Annotated in this window: 19 protein-coding genes; 9 read left to right on the top strand and 10 right to left on the bottom strand. The window is 72.3% G+C overall.

What is annotated here, in order from left to right; translation table 11 throughout:
* Positions 1-17: 17 nt before the first annotated feature.
* Entirely contained in the window at positions 18-767 is a 750-nt protein-coding gene (locus tag HGAM_RS15230) for a lysophospholipid acyltransferase family protein (RefSeq protein WP_019146362.1), read from the bottom strand.
* Positions 768-874: 107 nt separating this feature from the next.
* Here HGAM_RS15230 and HGAM_RS19685 point away from each other — a divergent pair, with 107 nt between their 5' ends.
* Positions 875-1,303, top strand: coding sequence for a hypothetical protein (locus HGAM_RS19685; protein WP_019146361.1), 429 nt, complete (start codon positions 875-877; stop codon positions 1,301-1,303).
* On the opposite strand, the gene HGAM_RS19680 is transcribed toward HGAM_RS19685, so the two are convergent.
* Genes HGAM_RS19680 through HGAM_RS15205 form a run of 4 tightly spaced genes read right to left on the bottom strand, consistent with a single transcriptional unit; the run spans position 1,209 to position 3,904 of the window.
* A complete protein-coding gene (locus tag HGAM_RS19680; protein ID WP_019146360.1) occupies positions 1,209-2,243 on the bottom strand; it encodes an ROK family glucokinase in 1,035 nt (344 codons plus the stop codon). The two genes, HGAM_RS19685 and HGAM_RS19680, sit on opposite strands and share 95 nt — an antisense overlap.
* Before the next feature lie 2 nt (positions 2,244-2,245).
* The gene (locus HGAM_RS15215) at positions 2,246-3,187 is read right to left on the bottom strand and encodes an ROK family glucokinase (protein WP_019146359.1); all 942 of its coding nucleotides are present in this window, start codon (positions 3,185-3,187) and stop codon (positions 2,246-2,248) included.
* On the bottom strand, positions 3,184-3,435 hold the full coding sequence (locus HGAM_RS15210; RefSeq protein WP_019146358.1) for a hypothetical protein: 252 nt from the start codon (positions 3,433-3,435) through the stop codon (positions 3,184-3,186). The genes HGAM_RS15215 and HGAM_RS15210 overlap by 4 nt, the downstream gene beginning before the upstream one ends.
* A 34-nt stretch (positions 3,436-3,469) precedes the next feature.
* On the bottom strand, positions 3,470-3,904 hold the full coding sequence (locus tag HGAM_RS15205) for an SRPBCC family protein (RefSeq protein ID WP_019146357.1): 435 nt from the start codon (positions 3,902-3,904) through the stop codon (positions 3,470-3,472).
* A 123-nt stretch (positions 3,905-4,027) separates the two neighbouring features.
* On the opposite strand from HGAM_RS15205, the gene HGAM_RS15200 reads away from it, so the two are divergent.
* On the top strand, positions 4,028-5,764 hold the full coding sequence (locus tag HGAM_RS15200; RefSeq protein WP_019146356.1) for an AMP-dependent synthetase/ligase: 1,737 nt from the start codon (positions 4,028-4,030) through the stop codon (positions 5,762-5,764).
* A gap of 71 nt (positions 5,765-5,835) precedes the next feature.
* Here HGAM_RS15200 and HGAM_RS19675 read toward each other — a convergent pair whose 3' ends face one another.
* The 3 genes from HGAM_RS19675 to HGAM_RS15185 all read right to left on the bottom strand — a co-directional run bounded on the left by HGAM_RS19675 (position 5,836) and on the right by HGAM_RS15185 (position 8,465).
* Positions 5,836-7,068: a hypothetical protein gene (locus tag HGAM_RS19675; RefSeq protein WP_019146355.1), complete on the bottom strand. Its 1,233-nt coding sequence runs from the start codon at positions 7,066-7,068 to the stop codon at positions 5,836-5,838.
* A 4-nt stretch (positions 7,069-7,072) separates the two neighbouring features.
* The gene (locus HGAM_RS15190; protein WP_019146354.1) at positions 7,073-7,978 is read right to left on the bottom strand and encodes a C40 family peptidase; all 906 of its coding nucleotides are present in this window, start codon (positions 7,976-7,978) and stop codon (positions 7,073-7,075) included.
* 211 nt (positions 7,979-8,189) lie between these two features.
* Positions 8,190-8,465, bottom strand: a complete 276-nt coding sequence (locus tag HGAM_RS15185; protein ID WP_019146353.1) for a hypothetical protein — start codon at positions 8,463-8,465, stop codon at positions 8,190-8,192.
* Positions 8,466-8,566: 101 nt separating this feature from the next.
* Here HGAM_RS15185 and HGAM_RS19670 point away from each other — a divergent pair, with 101 nt between their 5' ends.
* The 3 genes from HGAM_RS19670 to HGAM_RS19665 are packed head-to-tail and all read left to right on the top strand — an operon-like array spanning position 8,567 to position 11,550.
* Positions 8,567-10,276 carry a DEDD exonuclease domain-containing protein gene (locus HGAM_RS19670; protein WP_019146352.1) on the top strand — a complete coding sequence of 570 codons (1,710 nt, stop codon included), beginning with the start codon at positions 8,567-8,569 and terminating at the stop codon, positions 10,274-10,276.
* 9 nt (positions 10,277-10,285) lie between these two features.
* Complete coding sequence (locus tag HGAM_RS15175; RefSeq protein WP_019146351.1) at positions 10,286-10,561, top strand: Lrp/AsnC family transcriptional regulator; 276 nt, start codon at positions 10,286-10,288, stop codon at positions 10,559-10,561.
* Complete coding sequence (locus HGAM_RS19665) at positions 10,558-11,550, top strand: acyltransferase family protein (RefSeq protein ID WP_020692324.1); 993 nt, start codon at positions 10,558-10,560, stop codon at positions 11,548-11,550. Before HGAM_RS15175 ends, HGAM_RS19665 begins: the two co-directional genes overlap by 4 nt.
* A 6-nt stretch (positions 11,551-11,556) precedes the next feature.
* Here HGAM_RS19665 and trpD read toward each other — a convergent pair whose 3' ends face one another.
* Together trpD and HGAM_RS20445 are read right to left on the bottom strand one after the other, a co-directional pair.
* Positions 11,557-12,597, bottom strand: coding sequence for an anthranilate phosphoribosyltransferase (gene trpD / locus HGAM_RS15165; protein WP_019146349.1), 1,041 nt, complete (start codon positions 12,595-12,597; stop codon positions 11,557-11,559).
* A 16-nt stretch (positions 12,598-12,613) separates the two neighbouring features.
* Complete coding sequence (locus HGAM_RS20445) at positions 12,614-13,018, bottom strand: response regulator (RefSeq protein WP_019146348.1); 405 nt, start codon at positions 13,016-13,018, stop codon at positions 12,614-12,616.
* Positions 13,019-13,042: 24 nt separating this feature from the next.
* On the opposite strand from HGAM_RS20445, the gene ctaE reads away from it, so the two are divergent.
* The 4 genes from ctaE to qcrB all read left to right on the top strand — a co-directional run bounded on the left by ctaE (position 13,043) and on the right by qcrB (position 17,348).
* Positions 13,043-13,681 (top strand): aa3-type cytochrome oxidase subunit III, encoded by a 639-nt coding sequence (gene ctaE, locus HGAM_RS20440; RefSeq protein ID WP_147543780.1) that lies wholly within the window; start codon positions 13,043-13,045, stop codon positions 13,679-13,681.
* Between the two features lie 72 nt (positions 13,682-13,753).
* Positions 13,754-14,590 (top strand): cytochrome bc1 complex diheme cytochrome c subunit, encoded by an 837-nt coding sequence (gene qcrC, locus HGAM_RS15150; RefSeq protein ID WP_019146346.1) that lies wholly within the window; start codon positions 13,754-13,756, stop codon positions 14,588-14,590.
* A complete protein-coding gene (gene qcrA, locus HGAM_RS15145; RefSeq protein ID WP_019146345.1) occupies positions 14,587-15,642 on the top strand; it encodes a cytochrome bc1 complex Rieske iron-sulfur subunit in 1,056 nt (351 codons plus the stop codon). Before qcrC ends, qcrA begins: the two co-directional genes overlap by 4 nt.
* Positions 15,639-17,348: a cytochrome bc1 complex cytochrome b subunit gene (gene qcrB / locus HGAM_RS15140; RefSeq protein ID WP_019146344.1), complete on the top strand. Its 1,710-nt coding sequence runs from the start codon at positions 15,639-15,641 to the stop codon at positions 17,346-17,348. The genes qcrA and qcrB overlap by 4 nt, the downstream gene beginning before the upstream one ends.
* The last annotated feature ends 117 nt before the right edge of the window (positions 17,349-17,465 follow it).

Below are 17,465 nucleotides of genomic sequence, written 5' to 3'. Positions count from 1 at the left end.
GTGCGGCGGTGAGACGTCTAGCCGGCGGCCGGCTCGTCGTCGGCGTCCTCCGCGGCGTCCTTGGCGGCCGCGCGGGCGGCGTCACGCAGCTCCTTGTCACGCTTCTTGGCGTCCGTCGCGTACATGTCGACATACTCCTGGTCCGACAGGCGCATGACCTCGTACATGATCTCGTCGGTGATGGCGCGCAGGACGAAGCGGTCCTCCTGCAGGCCCTCGTACCGGCTGAAGTCGAGCGGCTCGCCGAAGCGGACGCCGGGCCGGACGAACCGGCCGAAGACCTTGCCGGGGGGCGCGATGACGTCGGTGTTCACGACGGCGACCGGGATGACCGGCACCTGGGCCTCGAGCGCCAGGCGCGCCACGCCCGTGCGGCCGCGGTACAGCTTGCCGTCGTGCGAGCGGGTGCCCTCGGGGTAGATGCCGCACACCTCGCCCTCGGACAGCAGCCGCAGCTGGGTGCGGATCGCGCCCGCGGCGGCCGAGCCGCTCGTGCGGTCGATGGGCACCTGGCCGGCGCCGGAGAAGAACTTCTTCTGGAACCAGCCCTTGATGCCGGGCGTCTCGAAGTACTCGGCCTTGGCCACGAAGGTCACGCGGCGCGGGATCACCAGGGGCATGAACAGCCAGTCCGAGTACGACAGGTGGTTCGAGGCCAGGATGACGGCGCCCTCGCGCGGGACGTTCTCGGTGCCCTCCGCCCATGGGCGGAAGATCAGCTTGAGCAGCGGACCCAACGCCAGGAACTTCAGAAACCAGTAGAACACTCGACCTCCCTCAGGACGGCGCAACTGTACCCCGCCGGACGTCCGCCGCCCGGGAGCCCGGACGCGCGGTGCTTTCGTGGCCGCCGCCAGCCTGCGAGACTGGGTGCGTGAGCGATCAGGACCCCTCCGACGACGAGTTCCGCCGGCTCGTCGAGGGCCTCGACCTGGACTTCTCCGCCATGGACGAGGCCGACGCCCGCCGCGCGCGCGAGCGTGCCGTCGAGCCGCCCGCCGAGGAGCCGACGGTCGACGAGCCCTGGGAGCTGGACGACGAGCCCGACGACGACGCGTTCTACCGCCACCCCGAGCCCCCGCCGGCCCGTCGGGCGGACCCGCGCCGCCAGCTCGGCTGGACCGGACTGCTCGGCGGCCCCGCGGTGCTCGTGATCGGGACGCTGCTGGGCGTGAACCTGCCTCAGGCCGTGGTGCTCGGTGCCGTGCTCATCTTTGTCGCCGCGGCTGTCGTGCTGGTCTCGACGCTCCCCGGATACGGACCCTCGCACCGGGACTTTCCGGACGACGGCGCCGTGCTCTGATCCGTGACATGTCGGCCGCGCCGATCATGCCGGCCTCCGGGCCGAGGTGGGCCCGGACGATGCGGGCCTCGGCGCGGTAGCCGCGTCCGGTCAGGGACGCCGCGAAGGTGCGCCGGGCCGGCTCGATGAGCAGGTCCGCCGCGTCGCTCACGCCGCCGCCGATGACGAAGATGCCCGGGTCGAGCGCGGCCGCGAGGCTCGCGATGCCGCTGCCCAGCCACTCCCCGACCTCGGCGATCCAGGCGACCGCCTCCTCGTCGCCGGCCTGGGCCAGGCGCGTGACGTGCTGGCCGCCGATCGCGTCCAGCGACCCGGCGTCGCGCAGCAGCGCCTTGCCGAGCACGGTGCCGTCGCCGGCCGCCGCCTTCGCGCGGCGGGCGAGCACCCGGCCGCTGGCGTACTGCTCCCAGCAGCCGGTGTTGCCGCACTCGCACGGACGTCCGTCGGGGACGACCTGCATGTGGCCGAACTCGCCGGCGATGCCGTAGCGGCCGCGGTAGACCTGGCCGTCGATGACGACGGCACCGCCGATGCCCGTGCCGAGCGTGATGAGCACCAGGTCGGACTCGTTCTGCGCGGCCCCGAAGCGCCACTCGGCCCAACCGGCCGCGTTCGCGTCGTTGTCGACGAGCACCGGCAGACCGGTGCGGCGTGAGACCGCGTCGCGCAGCGGCTCGTGCCGCCACGCCAGGTGCGGCGAGAAGACGACGGTCGACTGCGTGGCGTCCACGAACCCGGCGGCGCCGATGCCGATCGAGCGGATGTGGTGGTTGCGGCGCAGCTCCTCGGTGATGTCGGAGATCGCGTCGAGCACGTCCAACGAGCTCGTGGTGGGGCTGTCGCGGCGCAGCCGCTCCAGCACCCGACCGTCCTCGTCGACGACGCCGGCGGCGACCTTGGTGCCGCCGATGTCGATGCCGATGCTGAGCTTCTCGGCCACGGCTACACCGGCTCGCTGCGGACGAGGTCGGCGGCGCCGACCAGGCCGGCGTCGTTGCCGAGCGTCGCCACGCGCAGGTCGGCAACCGGACGGTGGCCGTGCGCGGGCAGGGCGGCCTCGAAGGCCTCCCGGATGGGGACCATGAGGTGGTCGCCGGCCTCGGCCACGCCGCCACCGATCGCCACCACGCTGGGGTCCAGGACGGCGGCCAGCGAGGCGATGCCCTCGCCCAGCCAGCGTCCGAGGTCGGCCAGCAGGGCGTCGCACAGCGGGTCGCCCTCCTGCGCCAGGCGGGTGACGAGCGGGCCGTTCAGCCGGTCGGGCTCGTCGCCGACGGCCTCGCGCAACGGTCCGGCGGCGGGCTCGTCGAGGCGCAGCCGCGCCTCACGGACGAGGGCGCTGCCGCTGCCGTACTGCTCCAGGCAGCCGCGCCGGCCGCAGCCGCACAGCAGGCCGTCCGGCACGACGCGCAGGTGACCGATCTCGCCGCCGATGCCGAAGCCGCCACGGAACAGCTGGCCGCGGTGCACGATGCCGCCACCGACACCGGTGCCGACCGTCACGAGCAGCAGGTCGTCGCTGTCGGCGCCCGCGCCGAAGCGGAACTCGCCCCACGCGGCGGCGCTGGCGTCGTTCTCGACCACCACCGGGACGTCGGTCAGCTCGCACACGCGCTTCGCCAGGGGCTCGTCGCGCCAGCGGATGTTGGGCGCGAACAGCACCGTCGAGCGGTCCGCACCGATGAAGCCGGCGGCACCGATGCCGATGCCGGCGACCTCCGCGTCGCCGCGCACCTGCTGGGCCACCTGGGCCACGACCTCGGGGATCTGGGCCGCGTCACCGGGGGTCGCCTCGCGCGCCTCGCGCACGATCCGACCCTCGTCGTCGACGAGACCGCCGGCGATCTTGGTGCCACCGATGTCGATCCCCACCGCGTACGTCATCGCTCCTCCTTCGGGGCGAGCTGGTCGAGCAGGGTGCGCACCGCACGGACCGCGTCCGCGGCCGCCTGGGTCGCCTGCTCGAGAACCTCGGGATTGTCCTGGACGTGCTCGACGAGCCGGCACATCGGGCACCACGCGTGCGGGCAGCGCGCCGGCTCGGCACCGGGCTCACCGCCGCTCAGCGCGTGCAGCAGCCGGGCCGCCTCCTGCGCGAGCGAGCCGACCGGTTCGGACTCGCGCTCGCTCACCGGCTCGCCGCCGCGAGCCGGGTGACGCCGGCGCTCACGCGGCCTCGACCCGCGTCTTGAGCCCTCGCAGCGCGGTGTCGATGATGACCTTCTCGGCCTTGCGCTTGAGCATCCCCAGCAGCGGGATGGAGACGTCGACCGCCAGCTGGTAGGTGACCCGGGTGGCGCCGTCGGCGTCCTCGAGGACGTACGAGCCGTCCATCGAGCGCAGGATGGTCGCCGGCTCGGCGAGCGACCACGACACCTCATGGTCGCCGTGCCACACGTACCGCAGCACGTAGGAGTCGCGGATCGGCGCGGCGTCGAGCACGAACGAGACGGTCTCGGGACGCCCGTCGCTGCCCTCGGCGAGCGGACGGACCTCCTTCATGCCGGTCGCCCACTCGGGGTAGGCCTCGAAGTCGGCGATGACGGCCATCACCTGGTGCGCCGGCGCGTCGATGACGATGTCGCTGGTCGTGCGGGCCATCACACCTCCCTCTCGGACGGAGCCCCGAGTCTATCCGCACCGGCGCGCGCGACCGGGCCGGGCACGACCGGGTGAGCCGGGTCACCGCGGCACCGGCGGTTACCGTGTCGTAACCTGCCGGATGTGACTGACTCCCTGCTGCGATACGACGGCAACCTCGTCGACGACGTCCGTGACCGGCTGGCCATCGACCCGGACGCCGTGGCGTTCAGCCGGCACACCGGGTCCGCCGACTGGCAGGACGTCACCATCGGCGAGTTCGACGCCCAGGTGCGCGCCCTGGCCAAGGGCCTGGTCGCCTCGGGCGTGCAGGCCGGCGACCGCGTCGCCCTGCTCTCGCGCACCCGCTACGAGTGGACGCTCGTCGACTACGCCGTCTGGTACGCCGGTGCCGTCACGGTGCCGATCTACGAGACGTCCTCGGTCGACCAGATCGCCTGGATCCTCGAGGACTCCGGCGCCGTCGCGACCGTGGTCGAGACGCCCGAGCACGCCCAGCGCGTCGCGCAGGCCGGCGGTACCGCGCCCGCCATGCGCCAGACCTGGACCATCGACGCCGACGAGCTGGCCGTCCTGGCCACCGCCGGCGAGGCGGTCGACGACACGGTGCTCGACGAGCGCTACGCGACCATGGACGCGTCCACGCTGGCGACCATCGTCTACACCTCGGGCACGACCGGCCGGCCGCGCGGCTGCATGCTCACGCACGGCAACTTCCGTGCCGAGCTCGGCGGTGCCCTGGAGACGCTGCCCGACCTGTTCGACGCCGACGGCGCGTCCACGCTGCTCTTCCTGCCGCTGGCCCACGTGTTCGCGCGCATCATCCAGGTCGGCACGATCCGTGCCGGCGCCCGGCTGGGCCACTCCCCCGACATCAAGGACCTCGTGCCGCGCCTGGGCGAGTTCCAGCCGACCTTCGTCCTCGCCGTCCCGCGCGTGTTCGAGAAGGTCTTCAACTCGGCCAGCCAGAAGGCGCACGCCGAGGGCAAGGGCAAGATCTTCGACAAGGCCGTCGCCACCGCCATCGAGTACAGCCGCGCGTTGGACGCCGGCAAGCCGGGCCTGGGCCTGCGGCTCAAGCACGGCGTGTTCGACAAGCTGGTCTACGGCAAGCTGCGCGCCGCGCTCGGCGGCCAGGCGCAGTACGCCATCTCCGGCGGCGCCGCGCTCGGCGAGCGCCTCGGCCACTTCTTCCGCGGCGTGGGCGTGACGATCCTCGAGGGCTACGGCCTCACCGAGACCACCGCCGCGCTCGCCGTGAACCCGCCGCACCGCGAGCGGGTCGGCTCGGTCGGCCTCCCGATCTCGGGCGCCGAGGTGCGCATCGCCGCCGACGGCGAGCTGCAGTGCCGCGGCCCGCAGGTCTTCCAGGGCTACTGGCGCAACGAGAAGGCGACCGCCGCGGCGCTGGACGCCGACGGCTGGTTCGGCACCGGTGACCTGGGCGAGATCGACGCCGACGGCTTCATCCGCATCACCGGGCGCAAGAAGGAGATCATCGTGACCGCCGGTGGCAAGAACGTCGCCCCGGCCGTGCTCGAGGACCGCGTCCGCGCCAACCCGTACGTCAGCCAGTGCCTGGCGGTCGGCGACGGCAAGCCGTTCATCGCCGCGCTCGTCACCATCGACACCGAGGCCTGGACCGGCCCGCTGGACGACCCGGCCCTGCTGGCCGAGGTGCAGAAGGCCGTCGACGACGCGAACACGCAGGTCTCCAAGGCCGAGTCGATCCGCAAGTTCCTCATCCTCGACGAGGACTGGACCGAGGAGAACGGCTACCTGACCCCGTCGTTCAAGGTGAAGCGCAACCGCGTGCTGGCCGACATGGCCACCGAGGTGGAGTCGCTCTACACCCGCTGATCGGCTCCCCTCGTCGCTGAGCGTGACGTTCCTGCGGCCGCCACCGGCGTGTCACCGCCAGAACGTCACGCTCAGCGCGTTCGGGCGGCCTGCGTGAGGAAGGACCGCCAGTCGCGCGTCAGCCGCTCGGTCGTGGTGCCCAGCTCCGAGCGCAGGGCCGCGTCGACGCCGGCGCCGCCCAGGCACGCGCGGTAGAAGCGCTCGATCGCCGCGTCGTCGTGCCGCTCGTCCAGCACCCGGAAGACGAGCCAGGCCAGCTCGTAGGTCGCGCCGAGTCCGTGCGCCGCGGACGAGAAGTCGTCCGACGACGGCAGGGCGGCGGGCGCCCCGTCGGCGCGGACGGCCTCCAGCCCCTGGCCGGCGCTCACGTCGAGCGGGGCGGTGTCGTCGCGCAGCGCGACCCAGTCGGCGAACCCCTCGACCACCCACGGCTCGGCGACCGACGTCGCGGCGCCGGTGACGACGTGCACGGCCTCGTGGGTCATCACGACCTGGGCGGCGCGGTCGTCCATGGGGGCGAAGGCCTCGGGGTTCACGACGACCGCCGTCGGCCCACCTGCCTCCTCGGACGCGTCCAAGGTCGTCGTCGCCCCCGCGACCTGGGCGATGGCGTCGGGCTCCTGGCCGACGAGGGCAGCGGCGGTCGCGGCGTCGGGCGGCACGACCACGACGAGCTGCTGCCGGGCGGTGGCCAGGCCTCGCACCTCGCGGGCGGCGGTGCGGGTCCAGCGCCGCACGTCCAGCGTGGGTGCTCCCCCGTCGACGGCGACCGTCGTGACGCCGCCACTGCGGTCGACTGCCAGGTCGCCCGCGAGCCAGAGCGGGATCGGGCCGCGGTCCTGCGCGGCGCCCTCGACGGCGACGCCGTCACCGACCGGGCGGATCGTCAGGGCGACCTGGGTCGACCAGGTCTCGCGGCTGGGAAGTCCGCTGCGCGGGCCGGGCGTCCAGGCGACGTCGACGGCGGCGCGCATCGTGCCGTCGCTACCGAGCTCGCCGTCGGCGCCTCGGACGTAGCGCAGCGCCACCTCGCGGACGTCCAGGGCCTGCATCGCGGCCCACGTGCGACGGGCCCACGCGGCGGCCTCGGCGGTGTCGCCCGCCGCCTCGACGAGCTCGTCGAGCGAGCCGGCCCGCTGGATCGACTCGACCCGCGCGCTCGCCTCGAGACCGAGCGAGACGGTGGGGCGCGACGCCTCGGTCTCGTCGGCGGGGGCGTCACCGCCCCACGGACGCCACACCAGGGCGCCGGCCACGACGAGGACGAGCAGCAGCGCGCCGACGACCGACGTCCGCGCGCGCACGGTGCTAGCCGACCCGGACCGCGATCTGGAAGCTGGAGAGCGAGGTGATGGAGACGTTCAGCCCCGTGCGCGGGGCGTGGACGACCTTGCCGTCGCCGATGTACATGCCGATGTGGGTGAGGCTGGAGTACGCGACCAGGTCGCCGGGCTGCAGCTCGCTCATCGAGATCTTCTGGCCCGCGCCGACCTGGGTGCGGGCGGTGCGCGGGATCGAGACGCCGGCCGCGGCCCAGGCACCACTGGTGAGGCCCGAGCAGTCCCACGCGTTCGGGCCGTTGCCGCCGTAGGAGTACGGGTCGCCCAGCTGGGCGAGCGCGAACTTCACGGCCTCGGCGGCGCGTCCGGTGGCCTCGACCTTGATGCCGGAGGGATCGACCTGGTCGTCGGCGGCGGCCATGCGGGCACGCTCGCGCGCCTCCAGCCGGTCGTGGGCGGCCTTGGCCTTCTCGTAGGCGGCCTTGATCGCCTTGCGGCGCTCGAGGACCTGCTGCTTGTCGGCGGCCAGGGCCTGCTTGCGCTCGGCGAGCTGGGCCTGGCGGTTGCGCATCTCGGCCGCGGTGCGGCTGAACTGCTCGAGCTGGTCGGCGCGCGAGGCGTTGAGCGCCTGGACCGCGCCGAGACCGTCGAGGAACGCGGTCGGGTCGTCGCTGCCGAGCAGGCCGACGGTCGGACCGAGCGGGTTCTGGATCTGCTGCTGGACCACCGCGGCGCCGAGCGCGTCGCGCTGGGCGCGGAAGGCCTTGTCCTGCGAGGCGAGGTCGCGGCTGAGCGCGTCGATCTCCTCCTGCGTCTGCTCGATGCGCTCGGTGAGGCCGTTGACCTCCTCGGTGACGGCCTCGACCTTGTCGTACGCCTGCTCCACCGACTCACGGGTCGGCTTGGGGTCGGCGCTGGCGACCGGGGAGAGCACCAGCGAGGCTCCCAGGGCGGCTCCAGCAGTCAGGGACGCAAGACGCACGGCACGGCGCAAGAAGATCTCTCCCTCAAGAGTTCTGTGGCGTCGCCACCCACCGGCCCGAAGGCGCGGACCGGGGTCGGGGGGACTCCGGGTGGCGGGCCCGCACCGCCCCGGAGGGCGGCATGGGCACAGCCACCCACTCTAGGTGGTCGCAGGGGCCCGATCAACCGACCTGGCCGGACTGGTGCCCGTCGTCGAGCGGCACCACGAGGCGCAGCGGCGGCACGAGTCCGGACGCCGCCAGGGCGTCGAAGGCGGCCCGCTCGTCGGCGTCGATGACGACGCCCTCGGGCGGTGCGCCGAGCAGCACGGTCACCACGCAGTCGCCGCACGCGGCGGCGCTGCGCACCAGGCACGTGCCGCAGTCGACGACGACCGCGTCGGAGGGGTCGTGCTCGGGGGCGGGAGCGACGGCGTCCCGCGACAGGTTCTCGTTCATGCCGGCGACGCTAGGGCGGGGGTCTGACAAGGACGCGCGTCACGCCCGCCGCACCGGCGCGGCTCCCGGTCCTGTCGGACCCGCTTCGTACGGTGTGCGGCGTGGACGCCGTGCAAGGAACCTTCGACGAGCTGGGCCGGTCGCTGGCCGACGTGACCTTCTGCGTCGTCGACCTCGAGACGACCGGAGGCTCGGCGGCGAAGGGCGCCCGCATCACCGAGATCGGCGCGGTGAAGGTGCGCGGCGGCGAGGTGGTGGGCGAGCTGCAGACGCTGGTCGACCCCGAGGGCCCCATCCCGGCGTTCATCACCGTGCTCACCGGCATCACCGACGCCATGGTGTGCCGGGCGCCGCGCATCGACGAGGCGCTGCCCAGCTTCCTGGAGTTCGCCCACGGCAGCGTGCTGGTCGCCCACAACGCCCCGTTCGACGTCGGCTTCCTCAAGCACGAGGCCAAGCGCCTGGGCGTCCCGTGGCCCGGGTTCGAGGTGCTCGACACCGTCACCCTGGCCCGGCGCGTCATGCTGCGCGAGGAGGTGCGCAACCACAAGCTCGGCACGCTCGCGGCGCACTTCGGCAGCCCCACGACGCCGAACCACCGCGCCCTCGAGGACGCCCGCGCCACCGTCCACGTGCTGCACGGGCTGTTCGAGCGCCTCGGCAGCCTGGGCATCGGCACGCTCGAGGAGCTGGCCGGGTTCACCACCCGCATCACCGCCGCGGAGCGGGCCAAGCGTCACCTGGCCGACCACCTGCCGGCCGTCCCGGGCGTCTACCTGTTCCGCGACCGAGACGAGCGGGTCCTGTACGTCGGCACCTCGCGCAACCTGCGCACGCGGGCCAAGTCCTACTTCACCGGCAGCGAGACCCGCGCCCGCATGCGCGAGATGGTCCGGCTGGCCGAGCGCATCGAGGGCATCGAGTGCGCCACCCCGCTCGAGGCCCAGGTGCGCGAGCTGCGGCTCATCGCCCGGCACACCCCGCCGTACAACCGGCGGTCCCGGTTCCCCGACCGGCTCACCTGGGTGAAGCTGACCCGTGAGCCCTGGCCGCGACTGTCCATCGTCCGTCGCGTGCTCGACGACGACGCCGACTACGTGGGCCCGTTCCGCCACAAGCGCAGCGCCGAGGCCGCGCTGGCCGCCGCGCACGACGCCTTCCGCGTCCGCCAGTGCACCGGCCGCCTGCCGGTGCGTCCGCGCGGCGCGGCCTGCGTCCTGGCCGAGATGGGGCACTGCCTCTCCCCCTGTGACGGCTCGGTCGACGCCGACACCTACGCGGCCGAGGTCGCGCGGCTGCGCGAGACGATGGTCGGCGAGCCGCTGACCCTCATCGACCACGCCGGCGACCGAATGCGGGCGCTGGCCGCGGCGCAGCGCTACGAGGACGCCGCGGTGTGGCGAGACCGGCTGGCCACGTTCCTGCGCGGCGCAGCCCGCTCGCAGCGGCTGCGCCAGCTCACCGCCGAGCCGGAGGTCGTCGCCGCCCGCCGCGGCGAGCACGGCTGGGAGATGCACGTGGTGCGCCACGGACGGCTCGCCGCGTCCGGGGTCATGCCGCCCCGCGGCGTCGACCAGCTGGGCTGGATCGACCGGCTCGTCGCCGGCGCCGAGACCGTCGAGCCCGGGTTCGGCCCCGCGCCGGCCGCGACCGTCGAGGAGACCGAGGTGCTGCTGCGCTGGCTGGAGTCCGACGGCGTCCGCATGGTGCGCGGCACCTGGCAGTGCAGCGCGGCCGGCGCCCAGCGGCACCTGGCCACCTGGGCCCCGGACCCGTCGGCCTCGCCGGCCGGCCTCCTGTCCGCGCGGTAGCCTGTCGAGGTGATCACGGCCATCGTCTTCATCCACGCCGACGTCTCTCGTCTCGACGAGGTGGCCGAGCAGGTCGCCGCCGTCGAGGGGGTGAGCGAGGTCTACTCCGTCACCGGCGAGCTCGACCTCGTCGCCATGGTGCGTGTTCGCACCCACGACGACATCGCGCGCGTGGTCACCGGCAAGGTCAACAAGGTGCCCGGCATCGTGTCGACGCAGACGCAGATCGCGTTCCGCACCTTCAGCCGGCACGACCTCGAAGACGCGTTCAGCATCGGCCTGTGACCGACGTGACCGCCACCGCCGCTGCGCAGAGGACTGCGCCCGCCGCCGCTCGTTCCGTGGGCATCGACCTCGCCCGCGTCGTCGGCCTCGTCGCCATCGTCGCCGGGCACACCTGGGACGGCGAGGAGGTCAGCGTCTGGCTGTTCAGCTGGCACGTCCCGATCTTCTTCCTGCTCACCGGCTACCTGTGGCGGCCCGGACGTCCGCTCGGCGCCGAGGTGCGCAAGCGGGCGCGCACCCTGCTCGTGCCGTACGTGCTCTGGTACCTGATCGTGGCCGGGATCTGGTTCACCTACGCCTCGCAGAAGCTCTACGACGACTTCGACTGGCACGCAGCGGCCCGCACCGCCCTGGGCGGCGTCGACGCCCCGCGTCCGTTCTCCGCCTTCTGGTTCGTGACGGCGCTCTTCGCCGCGACGGTCGCCCTGCGAGCCCTGGAGAAGATCGGTCCGTGGGCACCCTGGGTGGTCGCGGCGCTCCTGCTCGGGCTGTTCTTCCAGGACCGCGTCCGCTGGGCCGGCGTCTACTGGTCCGTCGCCACCGGGGTGGCCTGCCTGGTGTTCGTCCTGGCCGGCCAGGTGCTGCGGACCCAGCGCGACCGCGTCCCACTGCCCGCAGTGACCGGCGTGGCGCTGATCGCGCTGGGCCTGGTCCCGGTCGTGAGCGGCGACGTCTCGTCGCTGAACCTGAAGTCCGGTTTCTTCGGCACGCCCTACCTGTCGGTGCTGTGCGCCACCGCGATCTCGATCGGCATCCTGCTCGTCTGCGAGTGGGCGGCGGGCGTCCTGCCGGAGCTGCTGCTGCGACCCGTCGTCCCCCTGGCCACGGCCGCGCTCCCGCTGCTGTTCACCCACACGCTGGTGATGGCGTTCATCGACACCAACGTCGTGATGGACACCCGCTGGTGGGTGTTCTGGGCCGCCCTCCTGCTGCCATGGGCGGTGGGCCTGCTGATCGGCCGCACCCGGCTGCGCTCCGTGCTGCTCTGACCCGGCTCAGGCGACGAACGACTGCGTGGTGCGAGCCCAGCGGTCCAGCACCGCGGCCGCCGCACCGGAGTCGATCGACTCCGTGGCCCGGGCGAGGCCCGACCGCAGTCGCTCGGTAAGCGCACCCGACGTCCCCTCGTGCGCGGCGATCGCCGCGGCGGCGTTGAGCAGCACGGCGTCACGCACGGGCGTCCGGTCCCCGGCCAGCACCTGGCGCAGCACCTGCGCGTTGTGCTCGGGCTCGGCGCCGCGCAGCGCCTCGGGCTCGCAGTACTCGATGCCGAAGTCGTGCGGGTCGATGCGGTCCTCGCTCACCGTGCCGCCGGACGCGACCCAGGCCCGCGTCGGCGCGGTCACGGTGATCTCGTCCAGGCCGTCGTCGCCGCGGAAGACGATCGCGTCGGCCCCGCGGTCGGCGAACACGCCGGCCATGATCGGCGCCATGCGCACGTCGGCGCAGCCGATGGCCGACGCGTCGGGCCGGGCCGGGTTGGTGAGCGGCCCGAGGAAGTTGAAGACCGTCGCGATGCCCAGCTCGCGCCGCGGCGCGGCCGAGTAGCGCAGCGAGGAGTGGAAGACCGGGGCGAAGCAGAAGGTGATGCCGCTCTCCTGCAGCACGTCACCCACCCGCTCGGCCGGCACGTCGAGCCGGACGCCGAGCCGCTCGAGCACGTCCGCCGAGCCGCTCGCGCTGGACGACGCGCGGCCACCGTGCTTGACCACGGGCACCCCGGCGCCGGCGATGACGATCGCCGCGGTCGTGGAGATGTTGACCGTCTTGGCCATGTCGCCGCCGGTGCCGACGATGTCGACGACCCGGCCGGGCACCGAGAGCGGCACGGCATGGGCGTACATCGCGTCGACCAGGCCCTGGACCTCGGCCTGGGTCTCCCCCTTGGCCCGCACCGCGACGGCGAAGCCGGCGATCTGCGCGGGGGTGGCGTTGCCGCCCAGGATCTCCTCCATCACCCAGGCCGTCTCGGACGTCGCGAGGTCACGGCCGGCCACGAGCGCGGACAGGACCTGGGGCCAGGTGGGGACGTTCATGGCGGACAGTCTGCCGTCAGCGGCGCGTGAGGCGGCCGCGGGCCACCTCGACGACGGCCTCGGCGAGCCGGACCGGGTCGATCGGGCGCGGCACGACGGCCTCGGCCCGCGACCAGATCGCGAGCCACGCGTCCTGCGGGCGTCCGGTCAGCAGCACGACGGGTGGACCGTCGAAGATCTCGTCCTTCATCTGCCGGGCGATGCCCATGCCGCCCACCGGAGCCGCCTCGCCGTCGAGCACCACGAGGTCGATCCGGCCCTCGTCGAGGTGCTGGAAGACGACCGGCTCGGTGGCCACCTCGACGTAGTCGAAGGCCGGCAGGTCGGGGTGCGGACGCGGGCCGAGGGAGGAAATCACCTGGGCCCGCACGGTGAGATCGTCGCTGTAGACCAACACACGCAGGGGGTCGCGTTCGCTCACGAAGCGATCGTACATAATGAGGGGGTGGCGACTACCTCAGCGATCCCAGCGTCCCGGCTCCACGGCACCGAAGGCCGCCCCTCGGCGGTGGCTGTCGGCACGATCGTGTGGCTGGCCAGCGAGCTCATGTTCTTCGCGGCCCTCTTCGCGGCCTGGTTCACGACCCGCAACGTCGTGCCGGACCTGTGGAGCGAGCAGCACTCGCACCTGAACGTCCCGTTCGCGGCCGCGAACACCACGATCCTGGTGCTGTCCTCGGTGACCTGCCAGTTCGGCGTCTTCGCCGCCGAGCGTGGCCGTCCCGGACGCACCGGCAAGCTGCACCAGTTCAAGCTCTGGGGCATGCGTGAGTGGTTCATCCTCACGTACGTGATGGGCTCGGTCTTCATCGCCGGCCAGGCGTTCGAGTACACCGAGCTCGTCCACGAGGGCATCACCATCCAGAGCTCGGCCTGGGGCAGCCTGTTCTACCTCGCCACCGGCTTCCACGGCATCCACGTGGTCGGCGGCCTGCTCGCCTTCCTCCTCGTGATCGGCCGCACCTTCCTGGCCCGCCGCTTCACCCACGAGCAGGCGATCTCGGCGATCGTCGTCTCCTACTACTGGCACTTCGTCGACGTGGTCTGGATCGCGCTGTTCGCCGCGGTCTACCTCATCGTGTGAGCGTCTCCTAAGTCATCTTCGTACGGTCCTGGCGAGTAGCCTGGTCGCACCTGTGAGGAATTGAGGATCTTCGTGCGGAAACTGTCGACCCGACGACGACACCCCCTGGCGGGGGCGCTCGTCCTGGTCCTGGGTCTCTTGGTCATCGGCGGCGTGTACTCGGTCGTCCGACCGACGTCGCCGGCCACCGCGGCCGCGGACGACTCCCGGACGGTCGAGGCCGGCCGCGAGCTGTTCCTCGTCGGCTGCGCGAGCTGTCACGGCGAGAACGGTGAGGGCATCACCACCAAGGACGGCAACAACTACGGCCCGTCGCTCGTGGGCGTCGGCGCCGCGGCGGTCGACTTCCAGGTCGGCACCGGCCGCATGCCGATGGCGCAGCTGGCGCCGCAGGCCCCGCGCAAGGCCCCCGTGTACGACAAGGAGGAGATCGAGCAGCTGGCCGCCTACGTCGCCACGCTGGGCGCCGGTCCCTCCATCCCGTCCGAGGACGTCCTGGACTGGCAGAACGCCACGCCGGAGGAGATCGCCGAGGGCGGCGAGTTCTTCCGCACCAACTGCACCGCGTGCCACAACTCCGTCGGCGCCGGCGGAGCCCTGCCCAGCGGTCGCTACGCCCCCTCGCTGGAGGGCGTCACCGCTGCACACATCTACGAGGCCATGGTCACCGGCCCGCAGCAGATGCCGGTGTTCTCCGACGACGTCCTCACCCCCGAGGACAAGCGCAACATCATCGCGTACGTCAAGACGGTCCAGGACCAGCCGAACTACGGCGGTCTCGGCGGCGGCGGCCTCGGCCCCGTGGTCGACGGCCTGATCGTGTGGGTCGTCGGCATCGGAGGCCTCATCGTCTTCGCGATCTGGATCGGCGCGCACGGCGCACGCAGCAAGAAGAAGGCGAACGCATGAGCCACGACGTCACCCCGGTTCCCGCCGAGGAGCCGATCGACAACCCCGGCCTCCCGGCGCACCTGCCCCGGCCGACGGACGTCGACCCCGCGCAGGCCAAGCGCGCCGAGCGCCAGGTCAGCACGCTGTTCATCCTGGCGATCCTGCTCTCGCTGGGCTTCTGCGTCGCCTACTTCGCCGTCGACATCGACGCGACGTTCCTCGGCTGGTCGGCGCTGAACTTCGCGCTCGGCACCACCGTGGGCCTGTCGCTGCTGTTCATCGGCGTCGGCGCCGTCCAGTGGGCCAAGAAGCTCATGGACGACCACGAGGCCGTCGAGATGCGCCACCCGGTCGCGTCCTCCACCGAGGACCGCGCGGCGTTCATGGAGTCGATCAACGCCGCGAACCGCGAGTCCGGCTTCGGCCGCCGCCCGCTGATCCGCCGCAGCATGCTCGGCGCCATGGCCGCCCTGGGCCTGCCGGCCATCGTCGTCCTGCGCGACCTCGGCCCGCTCCCCCACAGCCAGTGGAAGACCGTCTGGAAGAAGGGCATGCGCGTCGTCAACGACGTCTCGGGCATGCCGATCAAGCCGTCCGACGTCGAGGTCGGCCAGCTCATCAACGCCGAGCCGGCCGTCTTCTACGAGGTCGACGACGAGGGCGAGCGCGTGGTCGAGGGCACCGAGTTGCTCCAGGCCAAGAGCAAGGCGGCCGTGATCGTCGTCCGCATGCGTCCCGAGGACATCTCGCCCGACAAGGGCAAGGAGAACTGGGGCGTCGACGGCATCCTGTGCTACTCCAAGATCTGCACCCACGTGGGTTGCCCGATCTCCCTGTGGGAGCAGCAGACGCACCACCTGCTGTGCCCCTGCCACCAGTCGACGTTCGACCTGGCCGACAACGGCAAGGTCATCTTCGGCCCCGCACACCGGCCGCTGCCGCAGCTCCCGCTCGCCGTTGACGAGGAGGGGTACCTGATCGCCACCAGCGACTTCCCCGACATCGTCGCCCCGAGCTACCCCGAGCTGTACCGCGACCAGAAGAAGCTCGATAAGGGTGATCAGGCATGAGCGCTGAGGACACTCCTCGCGTCGAGGACACCGGTTTCGCGAAGAAGGCCGCTGGTCCGGTCAAGTGGATCGACGAGCGGGTCGGCGGCGCCTCGCTGAGCAAGGGCCTGATCCGCAAGGTCTTCCCCGACCACTGGTCGTTCCTGCTCGGTGAGATCGCGCTCTACAGCTTCATCGTGCTGCTGCTCAGCGGCACGTTCCTGACGCTGTGGTTCCAGCCGAGCATGGCCGAGATGCACTACCACGGCTCGTACGCCCCGCTGCAGGGCGTCGAGATGTCGCAGGCCTACGCCTCGACGCTCGACATCTCCTTCGACATCCGCGGTGGTCTGCTGGTCCGCCAGATCCACCACTGGGCCGCCGCGCTGTTCATCGCGGCGATGATGGCCCACATGCTGCGCATCTTCTTCACGGGTGCGTACCGCAAGCCGCGCGAGGTCAACTGGCTCATCGGCGTCGGCCTGCTGGGCCTGGGCCTGGTCGAGGGCTTCGCCGGCTACTCGCTGCCGGACGACCTGCTGTCGGGCACCGGCCTGCGCTTCGTCGACGGCCTGATCCGCTCGATCCCGATCGTCGGCTCGTACATCGAGTTCTTCCTGTTCGGCGGCGAGTTCCCGGGCAACGAGATCATCCCCCGCCTCTACATGGCGCACATCCTGCTGATCCCGGCGCTCATCCTCGGCCTCATCGCCGCCCACATGCTGCTGCTCGTCTACCACAAGCACACGCAGTGGCCCGGTGCCGGCCGCACGAACGAGAACGTCGTCGGCTACCCGGTCCTGCCGGTGTACGCCGCGAAGGCCGGTGGCTTCTTCTTCATCGTGTTCGGCTTCACCGCCGTGATGAGCGCGATCATCCAGATCAACCCGATCTGGGTCTACGGCCCGTACAACCCCTCCGAGGTCACCGCCGGCTCGCAGCCGGACTGGTACATGGGCTTCGCCGAGGGCGCGGTGCGCATCATGCCGAACTGGGAGTGGAGCTTCCTCAACTACACGTGGAGCTGGAACGTCTTCATCCCCGCCGTCGGCGGCCTGACGTCCCTGTTCGTCATCCTGGCGGCCTGGCCGTTCGTCGAGCGCTGGATCACCGGCGACGACCGTGAGCACCACCTGCTGGTCCGTCCGCGCAACGCGCCCACCCGCACCGCTCTCGGCGCGGCCGGCGTCACCGCGTACGGCGTGCTGTGGGCCGCGGGCGGCAACGACATCATCGCCACGCAGTTCAACATGGACATCTTCGCGATCACGTGGGTGTTCCGGATCGGGTTCTTCGTCTTCCCGGTCGTCGCCTACATCGTCACCAAGCGCATCTGCATCGGCCTGCAGCGTGCGGACGCCGAGCGCGTCCTGCACGGCTACGAGACCGGGGTCCTGGAGCGCACGCCGGACGGCACCTACAGCGAGCGTCACGCTCCGCTGGAGGTCAACCGCCAGTACGCGATCACCAACCACGAGCGGCTCCCCGAGCTGACCGAGACGCCGCTGGTCGACGAGAACGGCGTCGAGCTGACCGGCAAGGCCCGTCGCAAGGCCAAGCGCCGCGACAAGGTCCGCCGCTGGTACTACGCCGGCGCGCACGACAAGCCGACCACGCACGACGTCGAGCACGCGCTCGAGCACTTCGCCGGCCACGAGGGTCATCCCGTGGAGCTGGGCCAGGAGTTCGCGGGCGTCTCGGAGACGGGCGTGCCGAAGCAGCACTGAGCGCGTCCCCCGGACACGCGAAGGGCCCCGGTCACCTCACGGTGACCGGGGCCCTTCGCCGTCCCTGGGGGGTCCCCTCCCCCACGCCCGCCCGGACCTCGTGGGTCCTTCGGCCGA

This window comes from Aeromicrobium massiliense JC14 (assembly GCF_000312105.1).
Taxonomy (GTDB): domain Bacteria; phylum Actinomycetota; class Actinomycetes; order Propionibacteriales; family Nocardioidaceae; genus Aeromicrobium; species Aeromicrobium massiliense.
Note: the sequence above shows the minus strand (reverse complement) of the source record. Positions and strands in the feature narration are given on the sequence as shown.